Origin of the sequence: Campylobacter concisus, from assembly GCF_003048405.1 — a bacterium.
GTDB classification, from domain to species: domain Bacteria; phylum Campylobacterota; class Campylobacteria; order Campylobacterales; family Campylobacteraceae; genus Campylobacter_A; species Campylobacter_A concisus_Q.
The window spans coordinates 120,910-143,610 of record NZ_PIQS01000003.1; the positions used below are offsets into that span (position 1 = coordinate 120,910).

Here is a 22,701-nt window from a genome sequence, read left to right on the forward strand (position 1 = left end):
TGATAAAAAGCTAGAAGGATACATAAATACCTTTTTAAAAAAGAAAGACCAATACGGTGACGACCTAATCATAAAATGCGATATACAAAGAACAAAAAATGGAGTTAGGATCCTTAGGCACTTAACCCTAGGCATAGGTGGTGCTGGTAAATCTGAGACTCTCGCAGTCATAAATTTAGTCGATCAAAATGGTAAAGAGGTGGCCAAATTTAACGTTACTGTCGAGATTAGATATGGCTTTCTTGGTGGTAGCGCAGATAGAGCACTACCGATTACCGCTAAAAACATCTATAAAATTGTTACAAAAGATTTTATGTAAAAACTTACCTTTTATTAATATCAAAAATATACTATCCCTTAAAATTTCACAACCAATTTTAAAGGATAAAAATGAAAAAGATCATAATCGCTGCAATATCTGCTAGCATCGCAATGGCTGGAGGCTTCACATCAAAGCACTCAAGTGAAACGATAAGTGCAAAAGAGGCATTAAAGCTAAATGACGACACCAAAGTCATACTTGAGGGCAAGATAAAGTCACACATCAAATCAGATAAATATGAATTTGTTGATAAAAATGGCGATGTGATTGTCGTTGAGATAGGCGACAAAAAATGGGGCAACATAACAGCCAATGAAGATATACCTTTACGAATAAGGGGCGAGGTTGATAAAGACATTACAAAAATGGAAATCGACGTAGACAGTGTAGAAATCATAAGGTAGTTAAAATTTACACGCATTTAATGCAAAAAATACTAAAATCACGAAAATTTCTAATAAAAAGGACAAATATATGGACGTTTTAAAAATCAAAGCTGGCTCAAACCCAGACAAAATCAATGCCGTAATCGAAATACCTTATGGCTCAAATATCAAATATGAGATCGATAAAGATAGTGGCGCGGTCGTGGTTGATCGCGTGCTTTACTCAGCGATGTTCTACCCAGCAAACTACGGCTTTGTGCCAAATACACTTGCAGCTGACGGCGATCCAGCTGATATTTTGGTACTAAATGAGTATCCGCTCCAAGCTGGTAGCGTCATCCCTTGCCGCTTGATAGGCGTTTTGGTGATGGAAGATGAGGCGGGTATGGATGAGAAACTTTTAGCTGTGCCAGTTACAAAGATCGATCCAAGATATGAAGCGATAAAAAGCTACGAAGACTTGCCAACTGCGACACTAAATAAGATCAAAAATTTCTTTGAAACTTATAAAATTCTTGAGCCAAACAAATGGGTTAAGGTGAAAGAATTTAAAGACGCAAACGCTGCAAAAGAGATTTTAGACGCTGCTATTAAAAATTATAAATAATTTATAAGCCCTATTTTAGGGCTTTTCTTTTTAAATTTATTCGTTTTATACACCTCATAAAAAAGGCTGTTTTTTTATATTTAGATAAGCTTTTTCTTGTATAATACGATTTTCTTTCAACTGTGGGTTCATAGCTCAGTTGGTTAGAGCATCCGGCTCATAACCGGATGGTCCCAGGTTCGAGTCCTGGTGAACCCACCACTTTCTATTTTATTTATAATCTTTAATCTTCTAAAATCTAAATTTTGAGACTATTTTGCTTTTGTTTTAAGAATCAAAGTGAACTTTTATTCACCTTGATCTAATATCTTAAAATTTATATTCCAGCTTCATACCGCCGCTTACGCCGTAGCTTTTGTCGTTATCTAACATTCCGCTAAGTTGATAAGAAAGCGCGAAATTTTCACTAATTTTCGTATCCGCGACCAAATTTAGCTTATAGACCAGTTTGTTATTGTCGAGTTTATAGTCGACGTATTCGTTTGAGTTATTGAGCGAAACATAAGATTTATCGTCAGAGTTATAGACATTTTGTTTTACCAAAAATTGTACCGCAAATGCATTTTTGTCGCCATTTAGCACATACTCGGCGCCGACCCCTAAAGCTACGTTAAAGTCGTTTATATCTTTTTGATCGTATCTGTCGTTTTTAAAGCCCTTTACGCCGTTTGCTCCAAATTCTAGCGCAAGTACGGGTTTGATAGCCTGAGCATATTCGCCGTTTGAACCGAGCGAAATTTTATATTTATAGTAGTTGCTCGAAAGGATACCCGTGCTTCTTACGCTAGCCTTTTGCGAATCGTTTAAGCTGCGCTTAGAATTTACGAAGGCTAAATTTAGATTGCTCTGTATCTCGTGAGCGTCTTGCTCAAAAAGTCCATACGCTCCAAAGCTATAAATTTTTGCATCGTCGGTTACGGCATTTGAGATAAATTTAGCCTTACTCATGCCCGCATTCACGCCTAAAATAACCTCGTCATAGCTCCTATCGTAGCCTATATACGTGCCGTAAAATTTTAAATCACCGCCGCTATCTTTATCTTTAAAGTACGCTCCGTTTACGTTCGCCCAGAAATTATTTCTTTGCCTGCTAGCCTCGGCCGCTTCGTAGGCTATTACGGCGGTCGGCTTAAAATCGCTCTCAAGCCCTGCTAGCCTAAACCGCGAAATATCAGCCTTTGCCCTTAACTGAGTAATTTGAGATAATCTCGAGTTTATTAACTCATTACCGTTTTGTAAGGCTTTGACGCTAACTTTTAAAGACGAACCAGAAATTTCTTTCATATCGGATTCCGCCTTTAACGCCATTTGTCTTAAAGTCTCGGTATCGCCGCTTTGAAGGGCGCTTTCATACTCCGGTCTATTTTTAAACATATTTAAAATTTTATTTTGGCGTTCGCTAAATCCGGTCAACCTTAGCTCCTGCTCAGATCCCGGCGTCGCAGACGGATTCTCGGCTTTTTTATCGCTTAATCTCATCGTAATTTTGCCGTCTTTTATGGCATAAGTCGTAAAAAGACCGTTAATTTTTTGCTCGGTATTAAATATCGCGCCTTTGTTTACGATACTTTCTGCGCTTAAGAGCGTATAGGTTTTTTTAGCAGTCATCTCGCCTCTTAAAGCAGCCGTAAAGTCGATGTTAAATTTCATTCCCGCACCAAGCGTCAAAATCTTCTTAAAATCCAAAATAGGCTCGTTTGCATTACTAAAATTTTTAACATTTAAATTTTTCGTTACGATTGTATCGGGGTCAAAGGTTAGTTTGTTTGCTCCGCTAACCTCTAAATCTTCTATTTCTAATTTACCGCTTCCAGCCGCTATGCTGCGAGTAGGAGCCGTATTTTTGCCGTTTATTATGAGCTCTTTTAGCTTAGTCTTCGTGCCGCCGACTCTTAGCATGCTGTCGCTATCCATGACGATTCTATTTTTAAAGCTAACGTCTTTAACTAGCAAATTTCCTTTTTCTACGTTTTGGCGGTATTTTAAGCCGTCGTCATAAGTATTTGAGCCGTCGAATTTATCGATATAGTGAGTTAATTCGCCGCTTAAATTTATAACGGAATTTTTCGCCTCTATATCGCTATTTACGTTCGCGTCCTTACCTATCGTAAGTTCTGAAGAGTTTATTTTTATGCCCTCTTTCGCATTAAATTTACGCTTCTCCCAATCAGGCTGCGATAGCGTAGATGGGCGAGTTAAATCCATATACGAAGGTTCGCTTAAACCGGCGGCGGCTATTTTATCCTTTACCGCCTGCGTTAAAACGCTAGCATCTGCCGTAGCATGAGCGGTCGGATGTCCTTGAAGCGTAACCTTGGCGTTATTTAGACTCAAACTTCCGTCTATATCAAAACCGCCGTCAAATACGAGCTCTCGCCCTTGCCCATCGTGTTTTACGTCTATATTTTTATCTACGCTTGCGTGAAATATCGTATCCTTACCGCTTTCGCCGTTTATTTTAAGCGTTGCTTTTTGAGCGGATAAATTCGTGATTTTAGCGGCGTTTGAATTGGCCGAAACGTTACTAAAAATTTGATCGAATCCGTTTAAATCAAGCTTTCCTCCGCCGTTTCCAAAGAAAATTTTATCATTTAAACTATCGTCTACGCCGAGTCTTAATAGGCCTCTACCGCTCGTTAAATAAATTTTTTCAAAAGCGTCTACGGCTCTTAGATCCACTATACCGTCGCCTAATCTTAATGTTTTGTTGCCGCTAGAATTTACGATTAAGCTTCCTTTGCCGACTTTATGTACGCTAGTATCGGCCGCTACGTTTAAGCTCAAACTTGCGCCGCGAGCTACGTCAAAGCCCGCAAGTCTAGTTATTTTATTGCTTCCGATACCGTTTATAAGCGTAAAGTTTCCGCTATTTACGACGATTCCGCCGTGGCCTAAATCAAGGTTAGAATTTAGCGTAATGCTTGAACCGTTTGCAGTGCTAAATATATTGTCTTTATTTCTTACGAGTTGGGCATTTGAGACGTTTAAACCGCTGACTAAATTTTCATAATTTCTCCTATAGTCGCTAAAATCCCTCATCGTTACGATTGAGGCGTGATTGCTATTATCGGCGGCCGCCGATAAAACCCCTACTAGAACCCATTTTTGTACTACCGTATCGTATACGAAAAATCCCGAACCGCTATCGCCGGGCAAAAGCCTGTTCCTAAAACCCCTATCAGAGGTCATAAACATATAAACCCCAGGCCTATTTATACTAGAGATATGCGTCTTATAATTAGCCGAATAATGCGTGCTTATTTCGTTTACACTTCCGCCCAAAGCCTGATTAACGATATTTTGATCTTCAAATTCTCTTGCGCTTACGACGTCGCTATATCCGTCGGTATCGATTTTCGGTTTTTCTAGCCCAAGCGCTCCGGTGCCCGCCTGATAGGCAATAACGTTATCGCCTCTAGCGCCGCCTCTATTTTTTATATCCTTTAAATAGTTTTGTATTTTATCTATATTAGCCTCATCGGTCGCCCTGCTATCGCCTGAAATATCTAAATTCGGTACGTCTATCGGATCTATTTGCCCCTCTACGATGTATTTAGTCGTTCGCATATAAGCGGTATCGGAATTATATAACCCCTCTGTCGGAGTCGCCGTACGAGAGGTTAGATATTCGTATTTCGTATTGCCAAACCATCCCCTATTTTCGTTAAAATTACTAGCCGCGGCAGCATCTAACGTATGGTTCGCCGTTACGACGAAATTTCGTCCGAGTGAAGTAAAATTTCCTTTATTATTCCTAGCACCGCTATTTGGGATTTTATCAAACGTAAATTTGTCGCCGTTTCTTTGCGCAAATTCTAGCGGAGTATCTTGCGGGGTAAAAGCACCCTTATTTTGCGCGAAATCAAGATAATCCCTATAATAATTCGTCACTATATCCATAACCTGCGCATTCGCACAAGCGTATAAAACGCTTGCCAAAGCGATAGAAATACCGAATTTGTTATTTTTCAAGATAAACCTCCATTTTGTGAATATAATTCCATTTAAAATAAGGGGAGCATTTTACAATATTTTTTATTGTTTAATGACTAAAACCTTAATTATTTTTTAGACATTAAATTTACAATATAAATTTTTTATCTTATTAAAATTATCTCGCTTTTTAAACTTACTTTTGGTTATAATTACACCAAATTTGGTCGCAGTTGCGATTTACATTTGCATAAATTTACCTTCAACTACCATTTTTGCAAATTTCAAAAGTCAAATTTCACAAGTTTCGCGTGCCGAAAATATCAAATTTACATTTCTTAAATCCCAAAAGGAGATTTCATGGAATTAAAACAAACCGGTATATCACGCCGTGGCTTTTTAAAAGGTGCTTTAGCCACAGCTGCTGTTACCACTCCGCAAACGATGCTGGCTGGCTTTACGCCATTTAAGTCTGACTCGCTTCAGGTTTGGTCGTGTGGAGGCCTATCTGAAGCTTTTAACGAGCTAAATGCCATTTACGAGTCAAGAACAGGGCATAATATCCAATACACTGGCGCTTTTGCAGGTGCTCTTGGCAAGTCGCTTTTAGCACTTCAAAGCACGACCGAGCTCTTTGGAGCAAGGGTTTTAGAGCTTTCTAAAAAACTTCGCAAAGCTGGCCTTAGCCTTCACTTTAGGCCACTATGCTTTACCGACTACGTCCTAGTCGTGCCAAAGGGAAACCCTGCTGGCATTCGCGACTTAAAAGACCTTGCTGAGCCAGGAGTTAGAGTGATGCTACCTCTTAGATCATCGCCCCCTGGCAGTGGCCCAGTCAAGGGGATATTAAAAAACTCAAACCTCACTGATGCGGTGATGAAAAACATGGTCGCAAACGGGTCATGCGTCATAAATATGATGTGCGAGCTAGTTAATGGCAAGGGTGACGCTTCTATCATCGAAAAGCGCCTAACAACGCACGATAGGTTTAAAGACAAGATCGAGTATATGCCCATCGATGAAAAGCTCATCCCGCCTGGACCGCTCACTTTTACGCTAAATATAATGAAATATGTAAAAGATGAAAGGCTTGCAAATGATTTTGCAGACTTTGTTTGCGGCACCGAGGGGCAAGAAATTTTTGAAAAACATGGCTTTACCTCCATTTATTCAGCGCGTGGGCTAGAGCTTATAGAAAGGTTTGGTGTAAAAGATGTGTAGTAGCTGTAATAGCGCATGCTCTAATAGCAGTGCATGCGGCAATGTAAATTTAAAAAAGAGAAGCAAAAACTCTCCCACAACAAAGATAAGACGCCTAGTGCAGCTCATCTTTATAGCTGGTATCGGTCAATGGGCGTATTACGGCATTTTTAGATGCCCTTTTGTAGTGCCATTTGTAAATTGCCAAAACTGCCCTATCATCACCTGTTGGGGGCGGATCACGTCGCTGTTTTTTGGATTTTGGCTATTTATCCCAGTGCTTGTCATCCCCTTTGGTAGAGCATTTTGTGGCTGGGTCTGTCCAGCTGGCTTTGTCAATCAAATGCTTGGTAAATTTGCCTTTTTCAAGCTAAAAATCCGCAGCAAAAAGCTAATAATCGCTCAAATAGGCATGCTAGCTACCATAGTAATCAGCCTTTGGGTCTATTTCGTCTGGGGCAATCCTCGCATGATGATACCTATAAGAACGAGCGATGAGTACCTAACCGCTCTTACTTTGTCACTTCGCTTTGGCGAATGGGAGTGGGTCACTCGCACGGTGATCATCATCTCAGTTATGCTAGCCTCGCTAATTGTAGCTAACCTTTGGTGTCGTTTCGTCTGTCCATCAGGCGGCGTGCTTGAAATTTTGCGTAAATTTTCGATATTTCGCGTCTATAAAACGAGTGCTTGTGACGACTGCGACGCATGCTTGCGCAAGTGCGAGATGGGGACAAGACCTGATGAAATAAACTGCACAAACTGCGGTGACTGCCTCAATGTCTGCCATGCAAATGCCATTAAATTTGGAAGGAAAAAAAGCTAATGATCTTTCGCACTAAGGCTGAACTAGACAATCACCCATGCTTTAACAAAAAAGCATCCGCCAACTACGGACGTGTGCATCTGCCAGTTGCCCCTCACTGCAACATCCAGTGCAACTTCTGCAACCGCATATATGACTGCGCTAATGAAAATCGCCCTGGCGTAACGGCAAAGGTGCAAACGCCAGATGAATCGGTGAAATTTTTAGAAAAGCTCTTTAAATTTAGACAAGACATCTCCGTCATCGGCATCGCTGGTCCTGGCGATCCGATGTGTGACGCTGACAAGACGCTAACGACCTTTGAAAAGTGCAAGTCTCACTTCCCAAATGCCCTACTCTGCCTCTCAACTAATGGCTTAGCGCTGCCTGAGCATGTGGATGAGATCGTGCGTCTTGGCGTGAGCCACGTAACAGTGACGGTTAATGCCGTGACGCCAGATGTTGGCTCGAAGGTCTATTCGTGGGTGAGGTATGAGGATAAAAACTACTACGGCGAGGAGGCTGCTAGGATACTGCTAGCACGCCAGGACGAGGGCATCCGCAAGCTAAAAGAGGCTGGTATGCTAGTCAAGATAAACACCGTCGTCATCCCTGGGGTCAATATGGACCACATCCAAAGCATCTCGGCAAAGGCAAAGCAGTGGGGAGCTGACATAATGAACTGTATGGCGATGATACCGGTGCATGATACGCCTTTTGAAAATTTAAAATCCCCTTCAAGTGATGAAATTCACCGCATCCGAAGATCAATAGGTAGTGACATAAATCAAATGTCGCATTGCAGTAGGTGCCGCGCTGATGCATGTGGCAAACTTGGCGAAAGATAGAGATAAAAGGCACTAAATTTAGTGCCTTTTGCATTTTTGGTTTTTGGTTTGTGGCTCTCGGCTAAATTTTGTTAGATATCAAAGTTATAAAAAGCATAGTAAAGAGTGGTCAACTCGTAGTTAGAGCAAGCTTTGTTCAAAATCAAAATGGCGAAAATTTCTTTACATTACTTTGAAAAACATCTTTTTACAAACTCTTTTAAAAGCCATTTAAATGGACTTTAAATCATACGTCTTAGTGCTTTACTTACTATATAGACCTCAACCCCGCTACTATCTTCATCTATCTCGTAGCTTTGATAGTCTTTGTTGATGCTTATGATATGAGTATGCCCTAAGAGCTCTTTTTGAAGCAACCTAACCATGAAATCTCTGTAAAAGTTTATGACTTTAACTTTGTTTTAAAAATATAGACGCCGTTTTATGCGGCGTTTAAATTTATACTCGTATTTATTTGCTATTTCATAAATTTTGTCTTAGCAAACTGCCTAAATTTTCACTTGCTTTAAATTTACAAGCTCAAATTCTGCCCAAAATTCGCTCCCAGCTCCAGCTTCGCTCTTTACGCCAAGCTTTGCACCGTGGATTTTAGCGATGTTTGCAGCAATAGCAAGACCAAGACCACTACCTGTGTTTAGGCTTTTGTTTCTTGAGCTATCGGCTTGATAAAATTTATTCCAGATTAGCTCGCTATCTTTTTGCGAGATGCCAACTCCGTCGTCTTTCACAGATAAAAGTGCGTACATTTTTGAGACACTTAAATTTAGATCAATTTTACTTGTGGTAAATTTTAGTGCGTTGCTTAAAAAGTTATCCACGAGCCTTGATATCATCAGCTCATCGCCAAGGATTTGAGCATCTGGTGCGACCACGCAGCTAAATTTTATCCCCTTTGTGCTTGCTAGCTTCTCGTAGTCGGTGGCTAAATTTTGCAAGATAGAGCTTAAATTTATGCGTTTTAAGGTCAAATTTCTGCCTGATTCTAGCCTTGAGAGCTCTAAAATTTGATCTATCAGCGAGGTGATCTTTCTTGACTGCCTAGAGATAACCTCTAGCGACTCTTTGGCCTCGTCTAAATTTTGCGCGTAACTCGCGGCGTAGTCGCTCTCAGCCATGATGACTGATAGAGGAGTTCGTAGCTCATGCGAAACGTCTGAGGTGAGCTGTTTTTCGCTTTGATAGACCTTTTCAAGCGAGTCAAGCATCTGGTTAAAAACGCTTGCAAGTGCGTGCAGCTCGTCTTTACCAGCAGGTAGATCGATACGCTTTGAAAAGTCCCGGCTACTGCCTATCTCAAGGGCTGTTTTAGACATCATGGCGACTGGTTTTAAGGCATTTTTTATCGTTTTATAGCCGCCATAAAGTACAAAGGCAAATAAAACCGGCACAAAGACGCCAAGGGCCAGCAAAAATAGCCCCTCTTTTTTGAAAAATTTCTCCGCATTTATCACGCCCCTTATCCAGACTTTTTTGCCTTTGGCTGCGATATCGTAGTAGTAAAAGCAGTTTTCGCCGTTTTCGTAAAATTTCACTTCGCCACTATCCATCTTAAGCGAGCCATCAAAATTTTTAGGTACTAAACCGCCGAGCACTTCACCATTTGCACTGTATTTTATAAAAAAGATCCCATCATAATAGGGTTCAAATTCTTCCGTATTATTGGCGATTTTGGTGACTGATTTGGCTAACTTTTTTTGGCTCACATCTTCAAAAATTTCATCTGCCACGACCGCTGAGATAGCGATCAGTGCTGCCACGATAGCGATGATAAAAAACGAGTACCAAAGCGTCACGCGCGCCGTGATAGGGATATTTGCAAAAGCACGCTTAATCCTTAATAACATAGCCAAGCCCTCTTTTAGTCTGGATCACTTCGCTCTCACCAAGCTTTTTTCTTATATTTTTTACTAGTACGTCGATGATGTTTGAGCCGCCCATATAATCAAAGTCCCAGACGTGCTCTTTGATCTGCTCACGAGTCAAAATTCTGCCCTTATTGAGCATCAAAAACTCTAAAATTTCATACTCTTTGCCTGTTAGATCGATGCTTTGACCGCCAAATTCGACTGACTTTTTAGAAAGGTCTATCTTTAGCTCGCCTGCGCAAATTTCATTAGCAGCACTGCCGCTGTTTCGGCGGATTAGCGTGCGAACTCTAGCTAGCAGCTCCTTAAAGTCAAATGGCTTGACCAAGTAGTCATCCGCGCCCGCGTCAAGCCCCTTTACAACGTCGTCCACATCGTCCTTTGCCGTTAGTATCAGCACAGGGGTCGCTAGCTTTTCGGCGCGCGATATTTGCAAAAATGTAAGTCTGTCCATCACTGGCATCATAAGATCAAGCACGATAAGATCGTAGTGCGCGACGGCGGTAAAGTCCATCACCTCCTCGCCGTTAAACGCGCTATCGACGCTATATCCGTTTTTTCTTTAGGTGCTTTACTATGACGTTATTTAAGTCTATTTCGTCCTCGACGACTAAAATTTTCATCCCTGCCTCACGTAGTTTTGCCAGCTATTTTATCAAATTTGGCTTTTTATTTTTAGATTTAAAATTTCACCATTCATTGTGCCTATCTTAAAATCATACAAAAAGCCCTTATTTTTAGCCCTCGCCTCATAAAAATACTCCGCTCCAAGCGCGCCAAAGCTTTGTTTTTTTGGATTGATAGATCGGCGCAAATTCCACCTCTTCTGGCTTCTTTAGGTAGTCAATGATAAGCTCTTTAACTTTTTCTGGCAAGATGTGAGCCAGCCCTTCAAATTTAGCCTGCTTTTCATTTATCTTTGATAGCTCTACCCTTTGCGCCTCATCTTTTAGGCAGTTTGTGGCGTTTATTAGCCACATTCCAGCCTTACCAGCGCAGATAAGCGTATCTGACGTAGTTTGAAACGAAAGTTCAAGCGCTTTTTAAAGAAATTCTGAGCTTTGCATTTTGAGGTAGCTTGGCTTAAAATTTCTGCTCTACTGTTTGCTTCACTAGAGTTTTTATCTAAATTTTCAGAGCTTTGCTCGCTCTTCTCTAAATTTTCGTAACTATTTTTATTAGCAGCATTTTTAATTAAATTTTCTCTCTCGCTTTCGCTAAAATCAGCGACTTTGTTTTCGCTTAAATTTTTATTTAAATTTCTCTCTAAACTCTGCTTGCTAACTTTCTCGTTTAAATTTTGATCTAAATTTTCACTCATCTTTTTCACCTTTATAAAAATTTAACGCCCAAAAAGGGCGCTATATCACTTTATGTAGTTGCCGATTATTTCGCCAGTTTGAGCGTTTATGATTACCTTTTTTTCGCCTATACCGCGATCAAGCTCGATCTCATAAACCCAAAGGCCGTTTTTGTTATCAAGCTCAGCTCCGTCAAGGCTCCAACCAGCCTCGAGTGCTAGCGCTTTAGCTACTGCCTCGTCGATGCTAAGAGTAAATTTCGAAAAATCTACCGCTTCGATCGGTAAGATATGTTTTTTATTTTTATTCTCCATTTTAACTATCTGACCACTATTAGCATCGATCTTAATCTCTTGTTTAATGCTATCTTTAAAAGACTCTATCTTGTAAAATGTCGCACCGTTTTTGACATCCATCTCGATATCTTTGACGCTTGAGCCTGGAAAGTTTTTCTCAGCTATGTTTAAAGCCTCTTTTGATGTGATGGCTGCTTGCAAGCTTGTCACTCCTAAAACTGCTGCTAAAACTGTAGTGCCTAATATCTTTTTCATTTTTGATCCTTTTGTTTTTGATTTCCAACTTTCGTTTGGATGAGCGCATTATAAAAGCCTTAAATGAAGCTAGGATGAATAAAGGAAAATTGTTTTAACTTCGTTAAAAGACAAATATATAATCGCATTTTGACTACGAATCAGAACGATATACTTTAAAACAGCAAATAAATCTGAAGGGAAATAAAGGGGAAAAATACAAAAAACAAGAAAGCTTAAAGTTCTTGAAACATCGTTAAAATCGAGATTTTAAAAGGATTTTTGAAGATAAATGGCTCCGGATGCTGGGTTCAAAAATATATAATTCTTAAACACTCCAAAATATTCTATAAATCCCTAAAATACGCCATTTAATAGCTTAAGCATATTCTAGGTTACACTAGAATATCATTTTTATAAATTTTGGGAACAAATTTAGGGGGTATTATGGCAGGAAAACTTAAAAATCACAACTCATCGTTCGGAGTCAATAAATACCCGGGAATTTTCTTTAATAATCTAGCTAGCGGCGACGTAGTTTTTTATATGAGAGTTACGCTTGAGGGTAAAAGGCAAACGTCAAAATCGGATCGAAATCCGAAGGTGTAAATATAACCTACGCATATAATAAAAAGAAAGAATTCGACGCAAAGAAACGGCGAATTGCCAGATAGCATAACCAAGAAAATAATAGCCAAGAACAACAAAAACTCGCTTAAATTTGATGAGATCGCAGACGCATTTTTCGGATTTAAGCTAGAAAAAGAACCCGATAACGCCGTCAATATAAAAGAGCAAAGACGAGATTACGAAATTTACCATAAGGATAAGTTAGGCGGTCTAGCCACGACGCAGATAACACCCGAGATGATAAATGAGCATCATAAAGATATTTCTCAGATAATCTCACCTAAAACCAAACGAAAGCTGTCGCAATCCAGGATAAACGCTATAATGGGTATAGTTAGGACGATTTTTAATCACGCTATAAAAAATGACCTTATCGATCATATTAGCCCATACAAGATAGAACTAAAAAAGCCGAGCAACAAGCGAGAGAGATTTTTGGAGCTTATCGAGATAGAGCTTTTACGCAAAGAAGTAGCGGGCAAAGAAGACTTTGCCCTAGAGCTGTTCGTTGAGCTTGCGCTTTGTACGGGAGCTAGATTAGAAGGAATTTTAAATATCAAGAAAAAGGATTTAGCGTTATCTACCAAGTCGGTCACCATAAGCGATTTTAAAACAAAGAGCACGTATACGGGGTTTTTAAGTAAAAGAGCACTAGAAAAGATAAATCAAATTTATACCACCCTATCCCCGAACGATTTTTTAGTAAATAAACCAAAAGCCACTATCCAAAACGTCTTGCAGCCGTTATTAAATAAGCTTTTTAATCAAAATTTAGATATAAGCGACGCAACCAATAGAGTAGTTATTCATACGCTAAGGCATATGTTCGCCTCTCATCTAGCCATAGAAGGCACTCCGATACTAACGATAAAAAAGCTAATAAATCACTCAGATATCAACCATACTCTAAGATACGCTAAACTAATGCCGGACAGCGGACGAGAGATGGTGGAGAGGTTGTATGAGTAGGTTTATATCAAGTCGTTTATTCAGCAATAAGCATATAAAACAAACTGCATTTTATATCATATATGGCACAATAAGACTTAGTCGCATAAAATGGTTACGATGCGGAGCGTAAAATTTGCAAACGAAGCCATAAAAGATGAGTTCTTGGAGCTACCGACCGGGCTCAGGCAAAGAGGCTATAAAATGTTCGAGCTTCTAGAAGCCAGAGGCAATACTATGGGGGAGCCGTACACTAAAAGCCTAAAAGACGGACTATTTGAGATACGTATAAAGTCGAATGAAGGAATAACTAGAAGCATATATTGTTATGAAATCGGCAAAAGAATAATAATCCTGCCAACTTTTGTTAAAAAACGCCTAAAAGTATACTAAATTTGGCAGAACAAAGATTAAAGGAGTTTAAAGATGGGAACCGTTAATTTTAGAGAAGTTTTAAAAGAAGAGCTAAAAAGCCCCGAATTTAAAGCGCAATACGATGCGCTGGAGGACAAATATAAAGCCATAGAAGCTTTAATAGACGCTAGAAACAAAGCCGGACTAACTCAAAGCGAGGTAGCCAAAAGGATGGGCATAACCCAATCAGCTGTAGCCAGAATAGAAAGCGGAGCGTATAATATCAAGTATAAAACATTTTTTAACTACATAAAAGCTTGCGGTAAAAGAGTGGCGATAGTTTGAGTGAGATTAATTATCTAATAAATACTCAAGCCGACACAGGAGAAAAGTATTAAGCTTTGTCGATTCTCAAGACGGGATTCTTGCGGATACGATAGTTAGGATTTGGAAAAATAAGGCTCTTACAACATGGACATATTTAAAACGCAACTAAATCGAAGGTTTTAATACGACTACAAAAACGAATACGGCTATATTATAGCGACGCTTGTTTTATCAAATAATCTTAATCCCGCACAAAATGCTCTTCTTTTTGATTCTTATTTCTTGCTCAAAAAACAATCTCTACTTTAATCTTTATTTATGCTATATAAAAACCAACAAAATCTCAATTTTTAAAATTTGTGCTAAAACACCAAATAAAAAAACAAAAGTAAATTTCCCTATAAACCAAAATTTACTTTAACTTAATAAAAAACAATCGCTTCAAATTCCATCGTATAGTCTTAGAACTTAATATCATTTATCAAAACATCAAGAATAAACAACCCTTACATAAGACAATATGTTAGTACTTACTTAGCAAACTCAAATGAGTTTGCTGTAAGGTCTTGGCAGACGGCCGATATTTTTCTTTGTCTAGGCAAAAGAAAAATATAAAAACTTAGACGAAACCTTATCGCTCGAAAATGATTTTTCATCGGCAAAATGTCTAAGTTTTCATATAAAAAGCCCTTAATGAATATAATTAAGGGATTTTTATATACGGTCGGCGTGTTTGAGTCGTGCACGGACTATATAACAGTAAAATACAGCTTGACAAAAATTAGTTTTTTTAATTTGACTCTATAATATAAATTTCCTTCTCGGTCTTATGTCAGGCTGCAAATTATATTTATAATTTTTCAAGATTTAATCTATATACAGCAAGTTATGTGCGATCCAATTCTAGCCTTATACTATTTTTTACTATTCTTTTATTTCTTATACAAATGACAGATAATGATAAAATCTTAGTCAAAAAATATCTTAAGATATATGCTAAATTTGCATATATAAATCATCATCAGATACCGATAAAATCGTACTAAAAATAATTTAAGTTTTTTGCTTGATTTAAGCAAGATTTCACTACAATCAAATCTTAAATTTAGATTTTCAAGCTATCATTTCGCAAAAATTAAGGAAAATCATGCAACCTATTTTTACGACCCAAATCTCCAAATTTAAAGGCGCACAAAAAAGCGTCGTTGATGATATTTTGGTGCGCGAGATCAAGCTTGAGATCTACATAAACGGCAAGCGTTTCGGCGCGCTCATGGCAACTCCGACCGATCAGGAGGCACTAGCTGCAGGCTACCTAATCAGCGAAAATTTGATCGCGAGCCCTGAGGATATCGAGAGTGTCGAGCTCTCAGACGACACTTTAAGCGTGCGGGTAAAGGCTAAAATCAACAAAAAGCGCCTCGAGCAGTTTGACGAGGAAAAGGTGATAATCAGCGGCTGCGGGCGTAGCTCGACGGCAAACATCGATCCAGAGGCTATGGCGGCGCGCTTGATAAAGGGCGAGGTTAAATTTCACAAAGACGAAATTTTGCGCCAGATGGGGCAGTTTTACACGCAGTGCGAGCTTTACGAGATGACGGGCTGCGTGCACACGGCTAAGCTTTTTGTTAGCGGCGAGCAGTTTTATATCGGCGAGGATATCGCTCAGCACAACACTATAGATAAGGCCGTCGGCAAGGCGGTACTGGCAGGCGCACAGCTGCAAAATTCGTTTTTGATGGTGAGCGGGAGGCTCAGCTCCGAGATGGTGGCAAAAGCCGTCATGCACAGCATCCCAGTGCTCGTCTCGCGTACGGCTCCGACTAGCCTTGGCGTCGTGATAGCGCGTAAATTTAACCTCACGCTGTGCGGCTTTGCTCGCGGCGAAAACATAAATGTATATAGCGGCGCGGAGAGAATCTATGAGTGAGCAAATCCGCGAACTGATAACCAAACTGCTAAATCCAAAGGGCAGGCTAGACTGCGGTGCGGCGTTTAGGATCGCCGCAAAACTAGGTGTAGAGGTCGGTCTGGTTAGCGACGAGGCCGAAAAAATGGGCGTAAAGATCGACAACTGCGAGCTAGGGCAGTTTGGCGGGCTGGAAAACGGACGCGGCAAATACACCGTGATGACGCAGCTAAAGCAAATGACCGACGAAAATGACAGGATCCTGTGCAAAGACGCTAGAGACGCGGCTGCGGGCATGGGGCTAAAGACGATCCGCTCGACGCTAAAAGACTATAAAATCGACGTAAAATACTGCCAGCTGGGGTGTTTTAAGGAGAAGAAAGGAAAAAAGATGAGAGTAAAAACCAAAACTTGGATAGAAAACGACGAGGGCGAGCTTATCTTCGGCAAAGGAAAAACCGAAGTCCTAGACGTCATCGCCGAGGTCGGCTCGATCTCAAAGGCCGCCGAAATCCTAGGCATGAACTATAAAAAATGCTGGAATCATCTGCAAATTTTGCAAAAAAATCTAAAAGAGGAGCTCTTCACCACCAAACAAGGCGGCGGCGAAAACGCCGGCACGACGCTAAACGAGCGCGCACACGAGCTCATAAACGCCTATAGACAGCTACAAAACGACATCGAGGATTTTGCGGATAAGCGCTTTAAGGAGCTGTTTTTGAAAAAAGACGGCGAGAAAAAAGACGCAACCAAAGACGACGCAAACGATAAAAATAAATAAAACCACATCAAATTTAAGGGAGAAAAAATGTACGTAAAACTAAACGATAGGGTCTATCTAAACAAAGACAAGATCACTAGAATAAAGGTAGATAGCGTCCAAGACGGTATCAGGATCCGCTTCTACGAGGGGCAAAATCAAGTCGCTAAAAGCGGACGCTTCGAAACCGAAGCAAAAGCTATCGAGTGGCTAGAGAAAAATTTTATAAACAAATAATAAAATGGTCGTGAGCCTCTGTGGCTCGCGCTTCTGTGCTTTATCAAGTTAAATTTGCCGCTTTGCGGTTAAATTTAACTTGTTCAAATTTAACCTCCAAATTTACTAAATCATTTCCACAGCAAAAGCCCGAAATTTGCGAAAATTTACTATAATTACTGTATCAAATTTAAAGAGTAAAAATGGCAAATTTAGACGAAATTCGAAAAAATATTATCTTAAAGCGTGACGTGCATTATTTTGACTGCACCGCTTCGGGGCTTGCTTATGAGCCCGTAGAGCGCGAGATAGGCGAAATTTTAAAAACCTACGCCAACACCCACTCCGACAGTAGCTCCAACGCCATCATCACGCAGCGGCGCTACGAGGGCGCGAGAGAGAGCCTAAAAAAGCTGCTAGGGCTTGACAAGCGGTTTTATCTCATCGCCTGCGGACAGGGCGCGACGGCCGCTATCAAGAAATTTCAAGAGCTGCTAGGCATCTACCTGCCGCCTGCGACTAGAAGCGCGATCGGCGAGGCAAATTTGCGCGCAGCGCAGCTTCCGCTAGTGCTTGTTTCGCCCTACGAACACCACTCAAACGAGCTTAGCTTTCGCGAGGGGCTTTGCGACTACCTGCGCGTACCGCTTAGCGAATCAGGCGAGATCGATCTGCTAGCACTCGAGCGCATCTTGAAGCTAAATGCGGGACGCCGCATCATCGGCTCGTTTAGCGCCGCCTCAAACGTAACGGGCGTCATCAGCGACTACAAAAAAATCAGCGAGCTAATCAGAGCCGCAGGCGGTATCGTGGCCTTTGACTGCGCGGCGCTGAGCTCTCACGCAAATTTAGACTGCGATTATTTCGACGCGATTTTCCTCTCGCCGCATAAGTTACTCGGCGGAGTCGCAAGTTGCGGGCTTTTGGCGATCAAAAAGGAGCTGCTTAACAGCGATGTGCCGACCTTTGCCGCGGGCGGGACGGTCGCCTACGCCAGCCGCGAAGGGCACGTGTTTTTGAAAAATCCCGAGCAGCTAGAGGAAGGTGGTACGCCGCCTATTATCGGGCTAATGCGAGCAAATTTAGCCTACGCACTGCGAAATGAGGTCGGTTTTGAGAGGATAAAAAGCATCGAGGACGAGCTCGCACGTCTTTTTGAGAGCGAACTAGCGGGCATTGACGAGATTATAAACTACACTCCAAAGGGCGTGCCGCGGCTACCGATAATTTCCTTTAACGTGCGCGGCGTCTCGGCGTATGATTTCGCCGCGAGCCTTAGTAATGACTTCGGTATCCAGACGCGCGCGGGCGTGATGTGCGCGGGCCCGTACGCTCACGATCTGCTGGGTATCAAGGAGGGGCGCATGCCGGAAGTCAAGCCCGGCTTCGTGCGCATGAGCCTGCACTACACGCACACCGAGCAGGACGTGCTCTATTTAGTTGGCGCGATAAAATCCTGTATCAAAAAGCACCGCGAGCTTTGGGGCGAGGAAAAGGCGATGTATGAGATGTTCGGCGGGAAGATTTTCTAAGCAAAAAAATAAAATTTAATATATAAAAATTGGAATTTATACAAATTATATAAACTATTTGGAGTATAAAATGAAGATTCAAATACTAACTAAACGCACTTGCTTTTTGAGAGATGAAAGTTTTTGTATAAGCAAAATAAGCGAGCCGAGAAGTTTTGATGAATTTGACTTTAATATAATAGATTTTAATGATGGTAAGCTCTGGAAATCTGATAAAAGGAAAAGTATATGTTTGGACATTAAAGGATTTGCTAGCTTATTATCAGAAATACTTAAGGAAACTAAAAAAAGTAATACTTTGATAATAATGCCACAAAATATAACAACAGAAGAAATTGGTGGCGATGGCTGGACAATAAGTATTTCCAATATAAAAATATCTAGTATAATCCAATATTTTCCGGATTCTTTATCGCCAATGATACGTAATTTTCCAACTATCAGATATGAAAGAAGTGTAACTAAAATAGATGATTACACATTCTTATCTGATTTTGTTTTTGATGAGTCTATACACAGATCGTTAAAAAAATCAAACGGCGGAAAAAATGTTATATTGGAGATTAATGGCGTATATATAACAACACTAGACATAAAAGACAATAATGCGGCTCGCGCGGTTCTTTATTTTATATTGTCTAAATATCAGAAGTCTGTAGCTCCGGAATGGATAAACAATATAGAGCATTTTAGTAATATAAGTTATTTGAGTGAAAAAGATGAAATATTAAAACAACTTGATGTATTAGAAAAAGAAATATCTAAAAATAATAGATTTAAATCAATCCTATATTCAACAGGAGATGAGCTAGTTGGTGTAGTGAAGGAAATTTTAGTAGATATTTTCAAGCTAAAAGACAGTCATTTTGCAGATGTGAAAAAAGAAGATTTTAGATTCGAATTTGAATATATTAACTTTATGGTAGAGATAAAAGGAATAAATACAAACATCAAAAATAGCAATATAGCACAGTGCAAGAAACATGTAACTGATTTAATAGCCGAAGACGATACCAAGTCTCCTGGCAATGTAAAAGGCCTGCTGATAGTTAACCCTCAACGCGACATAGAACCTAGCAAAAGGGAGCCGATACATGCCAATCAAATAAGCTATGCAAAAAGTGAAGGTATATTAATAATAACGACTTTAGAGTTACTAAAATTATATCAAGCATATACTAAAGACGAGGTGGTTAGTAATAAGTGTTTTGAAATATTTAAAAATAACGTCGGAGAGTTTAAATTTGATTTATAAAAAGGGCGCAAAGTGCACCCGAATCACGCAAATTTAAGCCATAAATTCGACTCAAATTTGCGCGTAAATAAAATTAGTTTTTGCGACTGTTTGCGTCAGGCGTGAAAAGCGGCTTATCTAGCAGTTTAAAGTCACCTATAAATTTCTGACCATCTTCGCTTGTAGCCCATTTTATAAATTTCTCTGCATTTTCGATGTCAGTTTTAGGGCAGTGTTTTGGATTTACTGCGATTAGAGAGTAGAAGTTTTTAAGATCGTTGTCGCCCTCGTTGATGATGACCATCTCAGGATGACCTTTTTGGTTTGCTTCATATTTAATGTAAGTACCACGATCAGTAAATGTAACGCCTTTTTGCTCAGCAGCAGCATTTATCGTAGCTAGCATACCTTGGCCTGTTTGCATATACCAGCCGTCTTTTTCAGGGACTTCACCAGCGATCTTTTTCCAGATGCCTTTTTCTTTATTGTCTGTGCCTGATTTATCGCCACGTGAGAAGAATTTGATACCATCTTTTTTGATAAGCTCAAAGCTCTCTTTTATATCTTTACCTTTAAATTTATCAGCGATTGATTTATCAGCGATAACGACGAAGTCATTATACATTACGGCATTTCTTTTTAAGCCAAAACCTTTTTCTACAAATTCTTTCTCAACTTTTGGTGAGTGAACGAAAAGTATGTCAGCATTGCAGTCTTCGCCAAGCTTTAGTGCAGCGCCTGTGCCAACAGCTGTCCATTTTATATCAACGCCTGTTTTTGCCTTATAAACTGGATAGATCGCGTCAAGCAAGCCAGTGTTATCTGTACTTGTTGTAGTCGCCATGATTAGTTCATTATCAGCGCCAAACGCCAAAACTGCGGCTGCTAGTGAGCCTAAAATAATCTTTTTCATTTTTCTCCTTTAAAAAAATTGTGATATTATAGCACATTTAAAATAATCTTAAGAAATATGCTAGGAAAGAATAATTGGATTTTTTACTTCACGGCTTTGCAGAAGCCTTTAATCTACTTTTAAACGGCAATCTTGAAACATATTCAGCCATCAAGGCTACCCTTTACACATCAAGTGTGTCGATACTTTTTGCCGTTCTTATAGGCTTTCCACTTGGTTTTTCACTTGGATTTTATGACTTTAAGGGCCGCAAAATTTTACGCCTTCTAAGTGACACAGCTCTTGCCATGCCAACGGTTGCGATCGGTCTTATTTTATATGCATTTATCACGAGAAATGGCCCGCTTGGCAGCCTAAATTTACTCTTTACGCTAAAAGCTGTCATGCTAGGTCAGTTTGTGCTAGCCCTTCCTATCATTATCTCGCTTACTGCAAGCGTGGTTGAAAATATGGATAGAAAACACTACCTAACTATCCTAAATTTACGCCTTGCGCCAGCAAAGCTAGTTTTTTGCGTGCTTTATGAGTTGCGCTACGCTCTAATGGTAGTTATCGCTACTGCTTACGGCAGGATAGTGGCAGAAGTGGGCGTTGCGATGATGATAGGTGGCAACATCAAGTATTTTACCCGCACGATTACCACAGCCGTTTCGCTTGAGACGAACAAGGGCGAATTTGCCATGGGTATAGCGCTAGCTTTGGTGCTCATCTTTATCGCATTTGCGGTAAATTTGGCGATACATGCGCTAAAAAGGCTTGATAAATGAAATTTGATAAATTTAGAAATTTTATGCTCGCAAAAAGCGGCCTGGGCGCGTCAAATTTGAGCCTTTTATTTAAATTTAACGAGAAAGGCGCAAAGTGATAAACGTTAGAAATTTACGCCTAAACTACGGCGCGAGCGAGATTTTAAACATCCCGTGTCTTGATATCGACGTTAGCAAAATCACCGCGCTAACGGGCAGCAACGGTAGCGGCAAAAGTACGCTAATGCGAGTGATGTCGTTTTTGCAAAAGCCCACTAGCGGCGAAGTGCGGCTGTGGGGAAGCAGCGCGCCTAGTCTAAATTTACTGCGCGACGTTAGCGTTTTGCTGCCAGAACCCGCGCTTTTAAAACGCTCCGTGAGAGAAAATTTTAGAGCCGTTTTAAAAAGCCGCGGAGTGCTAGGGGAATTTGACGAGCGAGCGAGCGAGGCGTTAAATTTGGTCGGGCTTGACGAGAGTTTTTTAAACAAGCGTCACTTTGAGCTTAGCTCCGGACAGACGCAGCGCGTTAGTTTTGCGTTAAATTTGGCGCTTAGATCGCGTCTTTATCTACTCGACGAGCCGACAAATAGCGTGGACGTGGGCACGTCAAAGCTGTTTGGCAAAGCGGTGCTTTACATGCGGCAAAGATACGGCTGCGGCTTTGTGATCGCTAGCCACGACGACAAATGGCTAACCGCCATCGCCGAAGAAAACGTCTTTTTGCACAAGGGGCGTGTGTGCGAATTCGAGTACAAAAATATATTCGACGCGCGGGACGGGGTTTTAAAATTTGACGAAAACGCGAGCGTAAATTTACCGCAAAATTTACGTAACGCCGTAAAGATCGCCGTAAATCCAAGTAAAATAACGCTAAGCAAAACGCCGATAGAAGGCTATTTTGAGGGCATCTTGCACTCGGTTTCGCTCTATCTTGGCAAAGAGCTTTTGGTGAAAATCAAAGTCGGCGACTTTTTGATAAAAACGCTGACGGAGAATTCGCAAAATTTTAACGTCGGCGAGATGATTTATTTTAAATTTGACGAAGAAGCGTTTTTGGGGCTTGAGTGAGCCCTGAAATTTTGCAAATTTCGCTTCAAATTTTAAATTTAGACTCGTTTAACGCCCGTTAAAAGAGCCTAGTTAAAAGTAAATATCAAAATGAAGCGTAAATGCAATATATATGCGGAAATTTCATATTTATTTTATCCCCTAAAATTCGCCGTAAGTAATATGCAACTAAGGCATATTTAAGCATATATTAATTTTTTTAATTTATTTTTTTTTAAGTATAAGAAATAAGCCAAAAAGTAGTATAGTTTCACGATCGAGAAAAA

24 protein-coding genes and 1 tRNA gene are annotated in these 22,701 nt (G+C 40.3%); 17 read left to right on the forward strand and 8 right to left on the reverse strand.

Annotated elements, in window-relative coordinates; all coding sequences use genetic code 11:
• Positions 1–390 precede the first annotated feature (390 nt).
• The 3 genes from CVT18_RS07540 to CVT18_RS07550 all read left to right on the forward strand — a co-directional run bounded on the left by CVT18_RS07540 (position 391) and on the right by CVT18_RS07550 (position 1,516).
• A complete protein-coding gene (locus CVT18_RS07540; RefSeq protein ID WP_103628624.1) occupies positions 391–726 on the forward strand; it encodes a NirD/YgiW/YdeI family stress tolerance protein in 336 nt (111 codons plus the stop codon).
• 70 nt (positions 727–796) lie between these two features.
• Entirely contained in the window at positions 797–1,315 is a 519-nt protein-coding gene (gene ppa / locus CVT18_RS07545; RefSeq protein ID WP_103628625.1) for an inorganic diphosphatase, read from the forward strand.
• A 124-nt stretch (positions 1,316–1,439) separates the two neighbouring features.
• A tRNA-Ile gene (locus tag CVT18_RS07550) sits at positions 1,440–1,516 on the forward strand.
• A 108-nt stretch (positions 1,517–1,624) separates the two neighbouring features.
• Here the strand turns inward: CVT18_RS07550 and CVT18_RS07555 are convergent.
• Positions 1,625–5,287, reverse strand: a complete 3,663-nt coding sequence (locus CVT18_RS07555; RefSeq protein ID WP_107824400.1) for a S6 family peptidase — start codon at positions 5,285–5,287, stop codon at positions 1,625–1,627.
• A 321-nt stretch (positions 5,288–5,608) separates the two neighbouring features.
• Between CVT18_RS07555 and CVT18_RS07560 the strand changes: the two genes are divergently transcribed.
• The 3 genes from CVT18_RS07560 to nifB are packed head-to-tail and all read left to right on the forward strand — an operon-like array spanning position 5,609 to position 8,101.
• Complete coding sequence (locus CVT18_RS07560) at positions 5,609–6,469, forward strand: substrate-binding domain-containing protein (protein ID WP_103628627.1); 861 nt, start codon at positions 5,609–5,611, stop codon at positions 6,467–6,469.
• Complete coding sequence (locus CVT18_RS07565; protein WP_103628628.1) at positions 6,462–7,274, forward strand: 4Fe-4S binding protein; 813 nt, start codon at positions 6,462–6,464, stop codon at positions 7,272–7,274. The genes CVT18_RS07560 and CVT18_RS07565 overlap by 8 nt, the downstream gene beginning before the upstream one ends.
• Positions 7,274–8,101, forward strand: coding sequence for a nitrogenase cofactor biosynthesis protein NifB (nifB, locus tag CVT18_RS07570; protein ID WP_107824401.1), 828 nt, complete (start codon positions 7,274–7,276; stop codon positions 8,099–8,101). Before CVT18_RS07565 ends, nifB begins: the two co-directional genes overlap by 1 nt.
• A gap of 221 nt (positions 8,102–8,322) precedes the next feature.
• Here the strand turns inward: nifB and CVT18_RS10195 are convergent, their stop codons facing one another.
• The 6 genes from CVT18_RS10195 to CVT18_RS07590 all read right to left on the reverse strand — a co-directional run bounded on the left by CVT18_RS10195 (position 8,323) and on the right by CVT18_RS07590 (position 11,818).
• Complete coding sequence (locus CVT18_RS10195; protein WP_159071494.1) at positions 8,323–8,466, reverse strand: hypothetical protein; 144 nt, start codon at positions 8,464–8,466, stop codon at positions 8,323–8,325.
• 123 nt (positions 8,467–8,589) lie between these two features.
• Complete coding sequence (locus CVT18_RS07575; protein WP_103628630.1) at positions 8,590–9,945, reverse strand: sensor histidine kinase; 1,356 nt, start codon at positions 9,943–9,945, stop codon at positions 8,590–8,592.
• Positions 9,929–10,480 carry a response regulator transcription factor gene (locus CVT18_RS07580; protein WP_234410311.1) on the reverse strand — a complete coding sequence of 184 codons (552 nt, stop codon included), beginning with the start codon at positions 10,478–10,480 and terminating at the stop codon, positions 9,929–9,931. Before CVT18_RS07580 ends, CVT18_RS07575 begins: the two co-directional genes overlap by 17 nt.
• 235 nt (positions 10,481–10,715) lie before the next feature.
• Positions 10,716–10,946, reverse strand: coding sequence for a hypothetical protein (locus CVT18_RS10520; RefSeq protein ID WP_234410306.1), 231 nt, complete (start codon positions 10,944–10,946; stop codon positions 10,716–10,718).
• Complete coding sequence (locus tag CVT18_RS10525; RefSeq protein WP_234410307.1) at positions 10,937–11,287, reverse strand: hypothetical protein; 351 nt, start codon at positions 11,285–11,287, stop codon at positions 10,937–10,939. Before CVT18_RS10525 ends, CVT18_RS10520 begins: the two co-directional genes overlap by 10 nt.
• 45 nt (positions 11,288–11,332) lie before the next feature.
• Entirely contained in the window at positions 11,333–11,818 is a 486-nt protein-coding gene (locus tag CVT18_RS07590; protein ID WP_103628631.1) for a PepSY domain-containing protein, read from the reverse strand.
• A 426-nt stretch (positions 11,819–12,244) separates the two neighbouring features.
• On the opposite strand from CVT18_RS07590, the gene CVT18_RS10310 reads away from it, so the two are divergent.
• From CVT18_RS10310 to CVT18_RS07635, 9 genes are all read left to right on the forward strand, one after another.
• Positions 12,245–12,406 (forward strand): hypothetical protein, encoded by a 162-nt coding sequence (locus tag CVT18_RS10310; RefSeq protein ID WP_180999674.1) that lies wholly within the window; start codon positions 12,245–12,247, stop codon positions 12,404–12,406.
• A gap of 54 nt (positions 12,407–12,460) precedes the next feature.
• On the forward strand, positions 12,461–13,396 hold the full coding sequence (locus CVT18_RS07595; RefSeq protein WP_180999675.1) for a tyrosine-type recombinase/integrase: 936 nt from the start codon (positions 12,461–12,463) through the stop codon (positions 13,394–13,396).
• Positions 13,397–13,486: 90 nt separating this feature from the next.
• Positions 13,487–13,768 carry a type II toxin-antitoxin system RelE/ParE family toxin gene (locus CVT18_RS07600; protein ID WP_234410308.1) on the forward strand — a complete coding sequence of 94 codons (282 nt, stop codon included), beginning with the start codon at positions 13,487–13,489 and terminating at the stop codon, positions 13,766–13,768.
• 33 nt (positions 13,769–13,801) lie between these two features.
• Positions 13,802–14,074, forward strand: a complete 273-nt coding sequence (locus CVT18_RS07605; protein ID WP_103628632.1) for a helix-turn-helix domain-containing protein — start codon at positions 13,802–13,804, stop codon at positions 14,072–14,074.
• 1,129 nt (positions 14,075–15,203) lie between these two features.
• Entirely contained in the window at positions 15,204–15,986 is a 783-nt protein-coding gene (fdhD, locus tag CVT18_RS07615; RefSeq protein ID WP_103628633.1) for a formate dehydrogenase accessory sulfurtransferase FdhD, read from the forward strand.
• The gene (locus CVT18_RS07620) at positions 15,979–16,746 is read left to right on the forward strand and encodes a winged helix-turn-helix domain-containing protein (RefSeq protein WP_103628634.1); all 768 of its coding nucleotides are present in this window, start codon (positions 15,979–15,981) and stop codon (positions 16,744–16,746) included. Before fdhD ends, CVT18_RS07620 begins: the two co-directional genes overlap by 8 nt.
• Before the next feature lie 27 nt (positions 16,747–16,773).
• Positions 16,774–16,962 carry a hypothetical protein gene (locus CVT18_RS07625; protein ID WP_002951016.1) on the forward strand — a complete coding sequence of 63 codons (189 nt, stop codon included), beginning with the start codon at positions 16,774–16,776 and terminating at the stop codon, positions 16,960–16,962.
• Positions 16,963–17,144: 182 nt separating this feature from the next.
• Positions 17,145–18,473, forward strand: coding sequence for an aminotransferase class V-fold PLP-dependent enzyme (locus CVT18_RS07630; protein WP_103628635.1), 1,329 nt, complete (start codon positions 17,145–17,147; stop codon positions 18,471–18,473).
• Between the two features lie 70 nt (positions 18,474–18,543).
• The gene (locus CVT18_RS07635; protein ID WP_103628636.1) at positions 18,544–19,728 is read left to right on the forward strand and encodes a hypothetical protein; all 1,185 of its coding nucleotides are present in this window, start codon (positions 18,544–18,546) and stop codon (positions 19,726–19,728) included.
• 73 nt (positions 19,729–19,801) lie between these two features.
• Here the strand turns inward: CVT18_RS07635 and tupA are convergent, their stop codons facing one another.
• The gene (gene tupA / locus CVT18_RS07640) at positions 19,802–20,620 is read right to left on the reverse strand and encodes a tungstate ABC transporter substrate-binding protein TupA (RefSeq protein ID WP_087584700.1); all 819 of its coding nucleotides are present in this window, start codon (positions 20,618–20,620) and stop codon (positions 19,802–19,804) included.
• Positions 20,621–20,694: 74 nt separating this feature from the next.
• On the opposite strand from tupA, the gene tupB reads away from it, so the two are divergent.
• Both tupB and tupC read left to right on the forward strand, forming a co-directional pair.
• The gene (gene tupB / locus CVT18_RS07645) at positions 20,695–21,387 is read left to right on the forward strand and encodes a tungstate ABC transporter permease TupB (RefSeq protein WP_103628637.1); all 693 of its coding nucleotides are present in this window, start codon (positions 20,695–20,697) and stop codon (positions 21,385–21,387) included.
• 94 nt (positions 21,388–21,481) lie between these two features.
• Complete coding sequence (gene tupC, locus CVT18_RS07650; RefSeq protein ID WP_103628638.1) at positions 21,482–22,435, forward strand: tungstate ABC transporter ATP-binding protein TupC; 954 nt, start codon at positions 21,482–21,484, stop codon at positions 22,433–22,435.
• The last annotated feature ends 266 nt before the right edge of the window (positions 22,436–22,701 follow it).